Source organism: Lachnoanaerobaculum sp. ICM7, from assembly GCF_000287675.1.
Classification (GTDB): domain Bacteria; phylum Bacillota; class Clostridia; order Lachnospirales; family Lachnospiraceae; genus Lachnoanaerobaculum.
In genome coordinates this window covers 1-12,325 of sequence record NZ_ALJL01000015.1, presented here as the reverse complement: position 1 = coordinate 12,325, position 12,325 = coordinate 1, and the positions used below count along the sequence as shown (strand labels likewise).

The 12,325-nt window shown below is 34.6% G+C and carries 10 protein-coding genes; 5 read left to right on the top strand and 5 right to left on the bottom strand.

Features of this window, described 5'->3' with window-relative positions:
• Positions 1–54 precede the first annotated feature (54 nt).
• Positions 55–474, bottom strand: a complete 420-nt coding sequence (locus HMPREF1140_RS02320; RefSeq protein WP_009662359.1) for a pyridoxamine 5'-phosphate oxidase family protein — start codon at positions 472–474, stop codon at positions 55–57.
• 187 nt (positions 475–661) lie between these two features.
• Between HMPREF1140_RS02320 and serS the strand changes: the two genes are divergently transcribed.
• The 5 genes from serS to addA all read left to right on the top strand — a co-directional run bounded on the left by serS (position 662) and on the right by addA (position 10,472).
• Positions 662–1,945: a serine--tRNA ligase gene (gene serS / locus HMPREF1140_RS02315; protein ID WP_009662307.1), complete on the top strand. Its 1,284-nt coding sequence runs from the start codon at positions 662–664 to the stop codon at positions 1,943–1,945.
• Positions 1,946–2,000: 55 nt separating this feature from the next.
• Positions 2,001–2,369 (top strand): VOC family protein, encoded by a 369-nt coding sequence (locus HMPREF1140_RS02310; RefSeq protein WP_035619754.1) that lies wholly within the window; start codon positions 2,001–2,003, stop codon positions 2,367–2,369.
• Positions 2,370–2,393: 24 nt separating this feature from the next.
• Complete coding sequence (locus HMPREF1140_RS02305; RefSeq protein WP_009662319.1) at positions 2,394–3,593, top strand: NADP-dependent isocitrate dehydrogenase; 1,200 nt, start codon at positions 2,394–2,396, stop codon at positions 3,591–3,593.
• A gap of 80 nt (positions 3,594–3,673) precedes the next feature.
• On the top strand, positions 3,674–7,039 hold the full coding sequence (locus HMPREF1140_RS02300) for a PD-(D/E)XK nuclease family protein (protein ID WP_009662335.1): 3,366 nt from the start codon (positions 3,674–3,676) through the stop codon (positions 7,037–7,039).
• The gene (gene addA, locus HMPREF1140_RS02295; RefSeq protein ID WP_009662346.1) at positions 7,029–10,472 is read left to right on the top strand and encodes a helicase-exonuclease AddAB subunit AddA; all 3,444 of its coding nucleotides are present in this window, start codon (positions 7,029–7,031) and stop codon (positions 10,470–10,472) included. Before HMPREF1140_RS02300 ends, addA begins: the two co-directional genes overlap by 11 nt.
• A gap of 102 nt (positions 10,473–10,574) precedes the next feature.
• Here addA and HMPREF1140_RS02290 read toward each other — a convergent pair whose 3' ends face one another.
• The 4 genes from HMPREF1140_RS02290 to HMPREF1140_RS02280 all read right to left on the bottom strand — a co-directional run bounded on the left by HMPREF1140_RS02290 (position 10,575) and on the right by HMPREF1140_RS02280 (position 11,895).
• On the bottom strand, positions 10,575–10,778 hold the full coding sequence (locus tag HMPREF1140_RS02290) for a CsbD family protein (protein ID WP_009662325.1): 204 nt from the start codon (positions 10,776–10,778) through the stop codon (positions 10,575–10,577).
• Between the two features lie 43 nt (positions 10,779–10,821).
• Positions 10,822–11,358 (bottom strand): YtxH domain-containing protein, encoded by a 537-nt coding sequence (locus tag HMPREF1140_RS13665; RefSeq protein WP_009662330.1) that lies wholly within the window; start codon positions 11,356–11,358, stop codon positions 10,822–10,824.
• 72 nt (positions 11,359–11,430) lie between these two features.
• Positions 11,431–11,595 carry a hypothetical protein gene (locus HMPREF1140_RS13475; protein ID WP_009662347.1) on the bottom strand — a complete coding sequence of 55 codons (165 nt, stop codon included), beginning with the start codon at positions 11,593–11,595 and terminating at the stop codon, positions 11,431–11,433.
• 63 nt (positions 11,596–11,658) lie between these two features.
• Positions 11,659–11,895: a GlsB/YeaQ/YmgE family stress response membrane protein gene (locus HMPREF1140_RS02280; RefSeq protein ID WP_009662364.1), complete on the bottom strand. Its 237-nt coding sequence runs from the start codon at positions 11,893–11,895 to the stop codon at positions 11,659–11,661.
• Positions 11,896–12,325: the final 430 nt, after the last annotated feature.

Here is a 12,325-nt window from a genome sequence, read left to right as displayed (position 1 = left end):
ATACAAGCAAATATGTAGAATAGTAAAAAAGGGGGCTGACAGTCAGCCCCTCTTTTATAACGTAATCGTTTGAATATTGGACAAATCTAAAGTAACAGTAGCTGTTTTAAAGTGTATTTCATATAATAACAATAAATTTCCTGCATGTTCTATAGTGTTTTCGTAATCGGGTATCTTGTCACAAAAGCAATCTGCCAAATCAAAAACAGTTTTTTTGCTTCTTACGGCAATTCCTCTTGCCTTTATATGTTCATTGCCATTCGTGGGGATTGTTGTAAAGGCTACATTTTGATTTTGATCTATTTCTTGTACTTTTTTATTATCTTTAAAGGTCGCAAAGTATATGATATTATTTTTAGGATTAAAATAATAGTTGACTATTCTGACATTTGGATTGCCGTCTGTTCCGACGGTTGACAAAGCAAGGTCAGTCTGTGTAGTCATGATTCTTTGGAATTCTTTTAGTGTATCCATGAAAACCTCCGTTTATTTATAATAAATGAATAATACAATACCGAAAAAGGTTTATCAAGCCGATATTGCGTGCAACTCAATACCAACTTGGAATAGACATAAAAGCTCATTTGATGTATACTTTTCTCTATGTAAGATATCAAAAGATATCGTCTAAATATTTAGATATAGAGAAAAAGGGGAAGCCATGATTGATATTAAATTTTTAAGAGAAAATCCGGATATTGTAAGACAGAATATAAAAAACAAATTTCAGGATTTTAAACTTCCAATGGTTGACGAAGTTATAGAACTTGACGAAAAGCTTAGAAAGACAAAGGCCGAGGCTGATGAACTCAGATCAAAGAGAAACAAGATCTCAAAAGAGATTGGTGCTTTGATGGCGCAGGGTAAAAAGGAAGAAGCTGAGCAGATAAAGGCGTCTGTAGCAAGTATCGGTGAGACATTGGCAGGTTTGGAGCCACTTGAGGCTGAACTTGAAGAAAAAGTAAAGAAGATCATGATGACCATTCCAAATATCATTGACCCGAGTGTACCTATAGGCAAGGATGACAGTGAGAACGTGGAAATCGAGAAATTCGGAGAGCCTTTTGTACCTGAGTTTGAAATACCTTATCATACAGATATTATGGAGAAACTTAACGGTATCGATCTTGACAGCGCAAGAAAGGTAGCAGGAAACGGATTCTACTATCTAATGGGAGATATTGCCAGACTCCATTCAGCTGTAATATCTTATGCCAGAGATTTTATGATTGAGAGAGGATTTACATACTGTATACCTCCTTTCATGATCAGATCGGAAGTAGTTACAGGTGTAATGAGCTTTGCGGAAATGGATGCGATGATGTACAAGATTGAGGGAGAAGACCTTTATCTTATCGGTACAAGTGAGCACTCTATGATCGGAAAGTTTATTGATACATTAAATGATGAGGCTAAGTTGCCATATACACTTACATCTTATTCACCATGTTTCAGAAAAGAAAAGGGAGCACATGGTATTGAGGAGAGAGGTGTTTATCGTATACACCAGTTTGAGAAGCAGGAAATGATAGTTGTTTGCAAGCCTGAAGAGTCAAAGATGTGGTATGAGAAATTATGGCAGAATACTGTTGATCTTTTCAGATCCCTTGATGTACCTGTAAGAACACTTGAGTGTTGTTCGGGAGATCTTGCAGATCTCAAGGTAAAATCATGTGACGTGGAGGCATGGTCACCAAGACAGAAGAAGTATTTTGAGGTGGGAAGCTGCTCAAATCTTGGAGATGCACAGAGTAGAAGACTTAGAATCAGAGTAAAAGATGAAAACGGAAATAAATATTTTGCACACACACTCAATAATACAGTGGTTGCACCACCTCGTATGCTTATCGCATTCCTTGAGAACAATCTCAATGAAGACGGAAGCATAAGAATACCGGTAGCACTCAGACCTTATATGGGTGGAAAAGAAGTTATAAAAGGTTAAAAATATTACACCCTGTAGAATATACAGGGTGTATATTGTAATGAAAGGGATAAAAATGAAATTTTCATTTGCACATTTTAATTTTAATGTACTTGATTTAGAGAGAAGTTTGAAGTTTTATAAGGAAGCGCTTGGTCTTGAGCCTGTAAGAACAAAGGAAGCAGCAGACGGATCATTCACTTTGGTTTATCTTGGAGATAAGGAAACAGGATTTCAGCTTGAACTTACTTATTTGAGAGACAGAAAAGAGCCATATAATTTAGGAGAACTTGAATATCATCTTGCACTTGAAACAGATGATATGGAAGCCGCTCATACATTACATGAAAAGCTTGGCGTAATATGCTATGAGAATCCGGGTATGGGAATATATTTTATAAGTGATCCGGACGGATATTGGATAGAGATAGTGCCTAAAAAATAATAGTTTATAGAATCAGAGGTAAATATGGCTAAGATACAGATGATTACTCCACTTGTTGAGATGGATGGAGATGAGATGACAAGGATTCTGTGGAAGATGATTAAGGATGAGCTTATTCTTCCATTTGTAGATTTGAAGAGTGAATATTATGACTTGGGATTAAAGCACAGAGATGAAACGGATGATAAGGTAACTGTGGAGTCGGCCAATGCTACAAAAAGACTTGGAGTAGCTGTAAAATGTGCTACCATCACTCCGAATGCCGCAAGAGTTAAGGAATATGACCTAAAGGAGATGTGGAAATCTCCAAACGGTACTATCAGAGCTATTTTAGACGGAACAGTGTTTAGAAAGCCTATATTGGTAAAGGGTATTGAGCCTAATGTCAGAACCTGGAAAAAGCCTATTACTATTGCTCGTCATGCCTATGGTGATGTATACAAAAATACGGAGATGATTATTGACGGACCGGGCAAGGTGGAGCTGGTATATACAGACAGCAAAGGCAATGAAAAGAGAAGTCTTATACATGAATTTAAAGCTGCCGGTATTGCACAGGGAGTTCACAATCTGGATGCTTCTATTGAAAGCTTTGCAAGAGCCTGCTTTGAATATGCTCTTAGTCAAAAAGAGGATCTTTGGTTTGCTACAAAGGATACCATTTCAAAACAGTATGATCATACCTTTAAGGATATTTTTGAGGAAATATATGAAAAGGAATATAAGCAGAAGTTTGAAGAGGCGAATATCACATACTTCTACACTCTTATAGATGATGCGGTTGCCAGAGTTATGAAATCTGAGGGTGGATTTATTTGGGCATGTAAAAACTATGACGGAGATGTAATGAGTGATATGCTCTCATCTGCATTCGGATCTCTTGCAATGATGACATCAGTACTTGTTTCACCTGACGGTTGCTATGAATATGAGGCGGCACATGGTACGGTTCAAAGACATTATTATAAATATTTAAAGGGTGAGAGTACTTCTTCAAATTCGGTAGCTACCATCTTTGCCTGGAGCGGAGCGCTGAGAAAGAGGGGAGAGCTTGATAATCTTCCTGATTTGGTTGATTTTGCAAACAGACTTGAAAAGGCAACACTTGACACTATAGAGTCGGGCAAGATGACAGGTGATCTCGGTGCGATTTCAAGCCTGGAGAATATACAAGTTTTAAACAGTGAAGAATTTATACATGAGATTGCAAAGAAGTTGCAATAATGTGGTATTGACTGAGGGTTTACCTCATACATAACAATGGATGGCAGTTTCCTATGGAAGCTGCCATTTTTAGGAGAAATATGGGATACAGATTTTATTTTGGAGCATCGGGTAGCGGAAAAACCTATAGAGCTTTTGGCGATATTATAAATGAGTCTATAAAGAACAGGGAAAAAAGATATTTTATTATTGTACCTGAGCAGTTCACCATGCAGACTCAAAAGGATATAGTGCAGATGCATCCGAATCATGCAAGCAATAATATAGATGTACTAAGTTTTAACAGACTTGCATACAGAATTTTTGAAGAACTGGATATTGAAAATCCGAAGCTTCTTGACGAGCTTGATAAGGCACTTATACTGAGAAAGATAGCAAATCAGGTAGAGTTAAAGGCGTGGAAGAAGCAGTTTCAAAAATCAGGTTTTATAGACAGTATAAAATCTCTTATATCGGAGTTTATGCAATATGATATAAGTGACGAATTTATAAAAGAGCAGCAGGAAAATAATGAAGTAAACTCATTATTAAAAATAAAACTTGAAGATATTTATAAGTTGAAAGAGGGTTTTGGAGAATATATAGCCGGAAAGTATTTTACCAATGAACAGGTACTTGATATATTAAATAAAAATATTGAAAATAGTGAATTACTAAAGGAAGCAGTTATATTATTTGACGGTTATACAGGATTTACTCCGGTACAAAATCGTATAGTTGAAAATCTTATGAAGGTGGCGGATGAAGTGAGGTTTTCAATAACTTTGGGAAAGAGCATAAATCCTGATTTAAAGACATCTGAAAGTGATTTGTTTTTTATCAGTACAAAGATGATTTCTCAAATCAATGATATGGCTAAGAGATGTGATATCAAAAGGCTGTCTGATATAAATTTAAATATAGGTGAAGTACACAGGTTCAAAAATTCAAAGGATCTGGCATTTTTTGGAGAGCATTTTTTAAGATATGACGGAAAAAAGGCGAAAAGGGTTTCAGATATTGAGATAAATCATCTGCTGAACCCTTTGGATGAGATTGATTTTGTGGCAAATAAGATACTTAAACTTGTAAAAGATGAGGGCTACAGATACAGAGATATTGCGATAATATACGGAGATTTGGAAGGTGTATCAGGCTCACTTGCCAATAGATTTCATCAGCTTGAAATTCCGTACTATCTTGATGAAAAGATGGATATAAACAATAATGAACTGGTGGAGCTTATAAATGCCTTTATTGCTTTAATAAGTGAGAACTTTTCATATGATGCGGTCAACAGGTTTTTAAGACTTGGACTTTTAAATTTTGACTACAGGATGGTATCATTACTTGATAATTATCTGTTGGAAACCGGAATAAGAGGATATAAAAGACTGCATACGGATTTTACTTATTTGCCGAAGAGCTTTTCAGAGACTGAACTTGAAGAGATAAACGAGTTTAAAAATACTGCACTTAAAAAAATATCTCCGCTTTATAAGGCGATGAGTAAGAGTAAAATAAATATAAATGATGTATGTGATGCCTTCAGGAAAATATTTGATGAGCTGGGGATAGAGGAAAAGCTTGAGAATGTAAAAAAAGAGCTTGAACTTTGTAATGATATAAAAAGAGCCAGAGAGTATGAGGGTGTACTTGATGAGGTACTAAGTCTTTTTGAAAGACTTGAGCTGATACTTGAAGGGGAGAGTATAACTAAAAAGGAAATTACAGATCTTTTGCATACAGGCTTTGAGGAGATAAAGCTCGGTATGATACCTGACAGGGTTGACAGAGTGGTTATAGGTGATTTAAAAAGGACCAGACTTAGCAGCATAAAGGCATTATTTGTATGTGGAGCAAATGACGGTTCCTTGCCCACAGTAAAGGATGCGGGCGGACTTATAAATGACAGGGAAAAAAGAGAGCTTAAGTCTATCGGATTTAATCTTTCAGATACTGTCAGAGAAGACTTGTATACAGGAAGATTTTATTTATACCAAGTGCTTACAAAGCCTTCAAACAAGCTCTTTGTAAGTCTTACAGGCATGGATTTTGACGGTAAGACATGCAGACCGTCAATACTTATAAATATGATCAAGAATATTTTCCCAAATATTGAAATAAAAAATCAAAAAGAAACTGAAATATACTCAAGATTTGAAGCCGAGGAATATTTGACCGACAATCTTAGAAAACTAAGAGCGAAAGAGAATGTTGATGAGGATTTTTTAAGGTATGTAGCTACATTTTTTGATAAGGAGTTTATCAGAAAGCTTATATCTTGCGCTATGTACATATACCGTGACTCCGGTATCGGAGAAAGTGCCGCAAGGGAATTGTTCGGTGAGGAGCTTCGTGTAAGTGTAACAAGACTTGAAAACTATAACGGCTGTCCTTTTGAGCATTTTATCAGCTACGGTTTGGGAGTTGAAGAAAGGCAGGTACATTCATTTAAGGCTTCCGATATAGGTACTTTGGTACATGAGATGCTTGAAAGATGCTTCAGATATGCAAAAACAAGAAAGAAAACCGTTGCAACTATGGATGAGACAGAACTTTACTCTCTTGTGGATGAAGCTGTAAAAGAAAGTATTGTATCAGAGAAAAGTACTATATTTGAAGAGAGTAAAAAGTCAAAGTTTCAGCTTGAAAAGATAGTAAGAATGACAAAGCTTACAATGATGGTACTTGCAAAGCAACTTGCCGCCGGAAACTTTAAACCTTTTGATTTTGAAAGAATCTTTGGAGAAAAGGACAATCTTGAAGCCCTAAATATCGATTTAAAAAACGGAGCTAAAATGTATCTCAGAGGAAAGATTGACAGAGTGGATACCTGTGATACAGACGGAAAAACTCTTGTAAAAATAATAGATTACAAGACCGGAAATACGAAATGGGAAATAGATATGCCATATTATGGAAGAGCATTGCAGCTGGTGATATACCTTGATGCTGTAATGGAGCAGCTCGCAAAGTCGGGTAAAGAGATATTACCTGCGGCATTTTTCTATTATCATATAGATACACCTTTCCTGACCAGAGATGAAGCAAAAAATGAGAATGCCATTTTAAACAAGCTAAAACCAAGCGGTATAGTCAATACGGATCTTGATATAATAAAAAATCTGGACAGAAGTTTTGAAACAGAGAGTGATGTAATACCCGTTTCAACTAAAAAAGACGGAAGTTTTGCAAAATTCGCAAGTGTTGCAAGTACCAAAAGAATAAATTTTCTTAGGGAGTATGTAAGACAAAAGGCAAAGGATACTGCTGAAAATATTTTAAGCGGTGAGATAAGTATAAAGCCTTCATTAAGGAGAGGTTTAGCAAAATGTGATTACTGCCCATATACTGCCATATGCGGTTTTGATGAGGGAATAGAAGGATTTTCATACAATAGCTTGACACCTATAAAAGATGATGAAATTTGGGAAAAGATGGAGAGTGAAAAAAATGTGGACTGAGGCACAACAGGCGGCAATAGATATAAAAAAGGGAAGTATATTGGTATCTGCAGCGGCCGGAAGCGGAAAGACCGCAGTACTGGTCGAGAGAATAATAAAAAAGATTACAGACAGCAAAAATCCTATAGATGTGGACTCTCTTTTGGTGATGACCTTTACCAGAGCCGCAGCCGCTTCCATGAAGGAGAAAATCTATAATGCTCTCTTAAAGGAAATGGAAAAGCATGAAAATAACTCCAAAGAATTTAAAAGACTTAAGGAGCAGTCAATACTTCTTTCATCAGCGAAGATAATGACCACTGACAGCTTTTGTCTTTCAATATTAAAGGAAAATATAGATAAATTAGATATAGATCCGGCATTCAGCGTGGCTGATGAGAGTGAAATATCACTTTTAAGAGCTGACACGATGGAGGAGCTTTTGGAAAGCGAGTATGAATTAGGAAGTGAAGACTTTATTGAACTTTCAGATGCCTTTGCAAATACCAAAGGAGATAAAAGCATATCGGAGTTTATTGAAAAACTGTATCGCTTTGCAATCAGCAAGCCATGGCCGGAAGAATGGCTGAATTCACTGAATGAAAAGGGAGATGAGTGGCAGCAATATATTTTCAAAGAGATAATCAGAAGTATCGATTCAATTTTGTCCGATATAGAGGAAATAATAGAGATTTGTAATGAGGATGAAGGTCCTGTGCAATATCTTGATAATGTCCTGGAAGAGCAATCAAGTATCGGCAATATAAAAAATGCTAAAGATATATTTGAGCTGTCTGAAAAGTTGAATAATGTAAGTTTCGGCAGATTAAAGTCCGTAAAGGGTGGCAATGAAGAATTAAAGGAAAAGGCCAAGGGACTCAGAGATTCATATAAGAAAGCTATATCAAAGCTTTCGGAGGAGTATTGCTTTGATAAAAAAAGACTTTTAGAAGAGGAAGAAAAAGAAAAACCGAAGATCAGAGCAATTGTAGATCTGACAAAGAAATATATTGCGCTTTTCAATGAAAAGAAGAGGGACAAAAATATTGTAGACTTTTCGGATATAGAGCATATGGCACTAAGAATACTTTTGGATGAGAATAAAAATCCTACCGAGATTGCAAAACGTTATAGAAAAGAATTCAGTGAAATATATATTGATGAGTATCAGGATTCAAACTACTTGCAGGAAGCCATTGTGGAGGCTATTGAAAAGAACAATGTATTTATGGTAGGTGATGTAAAGCAGTCTATATACGGTTTTCGTCAGGCTTCACCGGGGCTTTTTATGGACAAGTATAAGAGGTTTACACACTTTGAGAAGGCTGATTTTGATGATGAAACACAAAAGAAGGTAATTCTAAGTAAAAATTTCAGAAGCCGCAGTAATGTGCTTAGTTGTGCTAATGTTATTTTCAAAAAGATTATGAAAGAAAACACAGGTGGAATTGAGTATGATGATGATGCGGCGCTTTATCTCGGTGCGGATTTTAAAGAGGGAAAAGAATATATCAGCGAGATAATGCTGACACAGACTTCTGATATTGAGGATGATACCAATGCAATAGAACTTGAAGCAAGAGCCATAGCAAAGCGAATTAAGGAACTTAAGGTAGAGCTTAAGGTGGGTGATGGCAGAGATTTAAGGTATAGCGATATTGTGATCCTTGTCCGCAACAATATTGGTGAGAGTATTGCGAAGGTGTTAAATGATGAAAATATTCCTGCATATGCTGAAAACAATAAGGGATATTTTAAAACCTTTGAGGTAAGAAAGATACTTGCTATACTTGCTGCAATCGACAATCCTTATTCAGATGTGGACCTTACAGCATTTCTCAACTCAAATTTGGTTGGAATAACCGATTTGGAGCTTGCAAATATTGTTTCAGCTTATAGAAAATCAAAGAATATAGAAAAATCTGAAAAAATTAGAATGATGGATGCCATTTTGTATGAGGGAAGTGAAAGCAATATTGAGCTTGAAACAAGAGAAAAGATAAAAAATGCTCTGGAATTTTTAAATAGATACAGGAAAAAGTCCGCATATATGAATATTGCGGCACTCTTGCAGGATATTTATAATGAGACCGACTTTTTAAATCTGATAGCGGCAATGCCCGGAGGACAGGTAAGAAGAGCAAATCTGATGTTACTTATAAATAAGGCAAAGACATTCAGTAACTCGGGATATAGCGGACTTTATAATTTTATCAGATATATTGCCAAGCTGAAGGACTTTGACAATGATTTCGGTGAAGCAAGTATTCTCTCTGAAAATGACGATATAGTAAGAATCATGACTATACATAAGTCAAAAGGACTGGAATTTCCGGTATGTTTCCTTGCATGTGCACATAAAAAATTCAATAAAACAGACTTAAGGCAGGGAATGGTTATAGATACGGACTTCGGATTGGGAGTGCAATATGTTGACAGTAAAAATAATATAAAAGACAGCTCTATAAAGCAGAATGTAATAAAACATAAACTTAATGTAGATCTTATGGGCGAGGAGCTGAGAGTATTGTATGTTGCGCTTACAAGAGCTATGGAAAAGATGATCATTTCAGGAAGCTGCAATGATGCAGAGAAGGAACTTGAAAAAATGAAAGAATCCCCGAGTTTTCTTGATATAAGAACATGTAATTCATACCTCGATATGATACTTTTAGGACGTGACAATGTACATTTTGATATTAAAACATATGATTATAATATGCTCTTAAAAGAAGAGGTGGAAACTCAAAAAGAGGTAAGAGATCTTAATAAGGTGTTTGAAGAGCCGAGTACAAATGAGTATGATGATTTAAAAAACAGGCTCGAATACAGCTATCCATATGCTGAAAATATAGATTTAAAGACGAAATTTTCGGTATCCGAGATAAAGAGAATGTCACAGAGTGAAGAGTTTGAGGTTAAGGAAAATAAAAAGCCTACCATAAATGCCGGAAATGCAAGTGAGAGAGGAAATGCATATCATAAGCTGATGCAAAAGATTCACTATGAAAATATTGATAAATTCAGCAGCAGAGAGGACTTTGTAAGAGAAGAGATATCACTTTTAAATAATCATGTATACAGAGAACTTATAAATCCACTTGATATAGTAAAGTTTTTAGACAGTAAACTTGGAGCTGATTTTATAAAGTATAATGATAGCTTAAAAAGAGAAAATCAATTCATTATGGGAATCCCGGCTAAGGAAGCAGGTATGGGTGAGAGCGATGAGACCATACTTATACAGGGAATTATAGATGCATATATTGAAAAAGATGATAATATTATTTTGGTGGATTATAAGACTGATAATGTAAGAGATGCAGAAAGTCTTATAAAGAGGTATAAAACTCAGCTCATGCTTTATAAAAAATCACTTGAAATGAGTACAGGTAAAACTGTAAATGATATTTTCATATATTCATTTGCACTTGGTAAGGAGATAAAAATATAAATGATCTGTGAAAATCAATTTACTAATAATAATTAAAATATTATAAAAACGGCGCGTAAATTTTAAAATCTACGCGCCATACTCTTGTAAATAATATAAAAATTATTTCTTATCTTTATTAACGATATTTTTTACACCTTCAACAGTTCCTTCTATAGCGTCTTTAACATCCTCAGCAACCTCTTTAACTTTTGAAGCGGCTTTTTCCGCAGCACCTTCTTTTTCTATTTTCTTATCGCCGGTTACCTTACCTACACTCTCTTTTATCGCACCTTTAGCCTGGTCAATTTTTTCTTCTAAAGACATAATAACCTCCTCATATAATTATATTATTTGATGCTCTTAAATATTAAAGCATTTTGTCAATCATTTTCATAACGTATTTTTTACTGAAAAAAGATTGTTTATTTTTTCTGGTAAAGAAAAATGATAGTACGACTCCAACAACTAATGAAGATATTACAGAAGAGACTAAAGCTATTATAGCTACATCTCTATCTGTAGATATTTTATCTACACCTTGTTTTACGGCTTCTTTAGCTTCTTCAACTTTTTCTTCCACCTTATTTTTAACATCTGTAGCGACTTCTTTTACTTTTTCTGAAATTTCCTCTTTTTCTTTTTCAGCCTCATCAGTCACTTCCTCTACTTTATCTTCTATATCTTCCTTAACATCTTTTACAGCATCTTTTGCCTTGTCAACTTTATCTTCAGCTTTCTCTTTAACATCTTTTACGGCATCTTTTGCCTTATCAACTTTATCTTCAGCCTTCTCTTTAACATCTTTTACGGCATCTTTTGCCTTGTCAACTTTATCTTCAACCTTCTCTTTAACTTCTTTTGCAGTATCTTTTACCTTCTCTTCAACTTTTTCTTCTTTTGCCATAGTAATACCCCTTCTGTTTAAATTATGTTTTATATAGCTTATTAAAAAATGTGTATTAAATCCTAAATATGTTTATTCATTATCAAAAAAGAAAAAGGAAAAAACACCTATAACAACGATTGCAACTATTACAGAGGAAACTAATGATATTACAGTTATATTTTTATTGTTTTTTAATTTATCTAATCCCTCTTTTGCCGTATCTTTAGCTTGTTTAATTGTTTTTTTAAATGTCATAATATAGCCCCCTTAGAATAAAATATTGTTATTAAATTGTACTCTTAAATGCAAAAACCTTTATTACCTCTTACCAAATAAAAGCGAAACCACAGCAATAACAATTACGGCACCAAGTATAGATGGAATCAATGCCATTCCTGCCATAGTAGGTCCCCAGTAACCAAATAGTGATTGACCTACAGATGATCCTAATAAACCTGCAATTATATTAGCAATAATTCCCATTGCACCACCTTTTTTAGTAAGTGCACCTGCAATGAAACCTATAAATCCGCCTACAATAATAGACCAAATCATAAATTAACCACCTTTCTAAAAATATATAATATATATTTCAAAAAATATTAAAAAACTAAAATATATATCTGTAAAATAGTATATACTAAAAAAGTGGATTTGTCAAAAAATACAAAAATACACACTGCAATAACGCTTTTATACTTAAATTAATAATAAAATCATATAAGCTAATTAAGAGAATATATTATTATAAAAGGGTACTATTGCAAGTTATAGTACCCGGGTCTTTGACACTTTGTTTTCCTAAATAAGTATTAGAAAAGTCCTAGAACCCGCATGTATCCTATCTTTCTTAATCAATTTTTTTATCAAAATATTCGTTTTAATATATAGTATTTTCTAGTATTTTATGATATAATAAGGTGTGGAGGTTATCTATGAAAGTTACTACATCAAAATCAAAAAATGCAGAGTCCTTCTATATTTC

Coding starts and splice junctions, on each gene's coding strand:
- HMPREF1140_RS02280 (WP_009662364.1), bottom strand. CDS start 11,895: ATGATTTGGTCTATTATTGTAGGCGGATTTATAGGTTTCATTGCAGGT.
- HMPREF1140_RS02300 (WP_009662335.1), top strand. CDS start 3,674: ATGGGATACAGATTTTATTTTGGAGCATCGGGTAGCGGAAAAACCTAT.
- HMPREF1140_RS02320 (WP_009662359.1), bottom strand. CDS start 474: ATGGATACACTAAAAGAATTCCAAAGAATCATGACTACACAGACTGAC.
- serS (WP_009662307.1), top strand. CDS start 662: ATGATTGATATTAAATTTTTAAGAGAAAATCCGGATATTGTAAGACAG.
- HMPREF1140_RS02310 (WP_035619754.1), top strand. CDS start 2,001: ATGAAATTTTCATTTGCACATTTTAATTTTAATGTACTTGATTTAGAG.
- HMPREF1140_RS02305 (WP_009662319.1), top strand. CDS start 2,394: ATGGCTAAGATACAGATGATTACTCCACTTGTTGAGATGGATGGAGAT.
- addA (WP_009662346.1), top strand. CDS start 7,029: ATGTGGACTGAGGCACAACAGGCGGCAATAGATATAAAAAAGGGAAGT.
- HMPREF1140_RS02290 (WP_009662325.1), bottom strand. CDS start 10,778: ATGTCTTTAGAAGAAAAAATTGACCAGGCTAAAGGTGCGATAAAAGAG.
- HMPREF1140_RS13665 (WP_009662330.1), bottom strand. CDS start 11,358: ATGGCAAAAGAAGAAAAAGTTGAAGAGAAGGTAAAAGATACTGCAAAA.
- HMPREF1140_RS13475 (WP_009662347.1), bottom strand. CDS start 11,595: ATGACATTTAAAAAAACAATTAAACAAGCTAAAGATACGGCAAAAGAG.